This window comes from Escherichia sp. GZ89 (assembly GCF_019366485.1).
Classification (GTDB): Bacteria; Pseudomonadota; Gammaproteobacteria; order Enterobacterales; family Enterobacteriaceae; genus Escherichia; species Escherichia fergusonii.
Window position 1 is genome coordinate 1 of the sequence record NZ_JAEOHX010000058.1, and the last position, 601, is coordinate 601.

The 601-nt window shown below is 54.9% G+C and carries 1 protein-coding gene; it reads right to left on the reverse strand.

The features are described 5' to 3' along the window. The coding region (locus K0335_RS22170; protein WP_219394165.1) for an aminotransferase class I/II-fold pyridoxal phosphate-dependent enzyme at positions 1–601 on the reverse strand (601 nt) is incomplete at both ends.

Below are 601 nucleotides of genomic sequence, written 5' to 3' on the forward strand. Positions count from 1 at the left end.
TCGGCGCGGAACATCGTTTTAATCCCTCTGACGGCCTGGCGAATGCGATCGCGATTCTCTATTAATGCAAAGCGTACATGGGTGTCGCCATAGTCACCAAAGCCTATCCCTGGAGAAACGCAAACCTTCGCCTCATTCAGCAGCTTCTTGGCAAACTCAAGCGATCCCATCGCCGCATATTGCTCCGGGATTTTCGCCCAGACGTACATTGAGGCTTTCGGCATTTCAACCATCCAGCCCGCCTCATGCAGTCCCTTCACCAGCACATCGCGACGACGCTTATACTGCTCGGCGATATCGCGCACGCACTGCTGATCGCCTTCCAGAGCGGCGATAGCCGCCACCTGAAGCGGGGTAAAAGCACCATAATCGTGATAACTTTTAATGCGCGCCAGCGCGCTGACCAGGGTTTTATTGCCCACCATAAACCCAATACGCCAGCCCGCCATATTATAGCTTTTCGACAGTGTGAAAAATTCGACCGCCACGTCGCGCGCGCCGGGCACCTGCATAATGGATGGCGCTTTCCAGCCGTCGTACACGATATCGGCATACGCCAGATCGTGCACCACCAGCACATCATAACGTTTAGCCAGAGCGA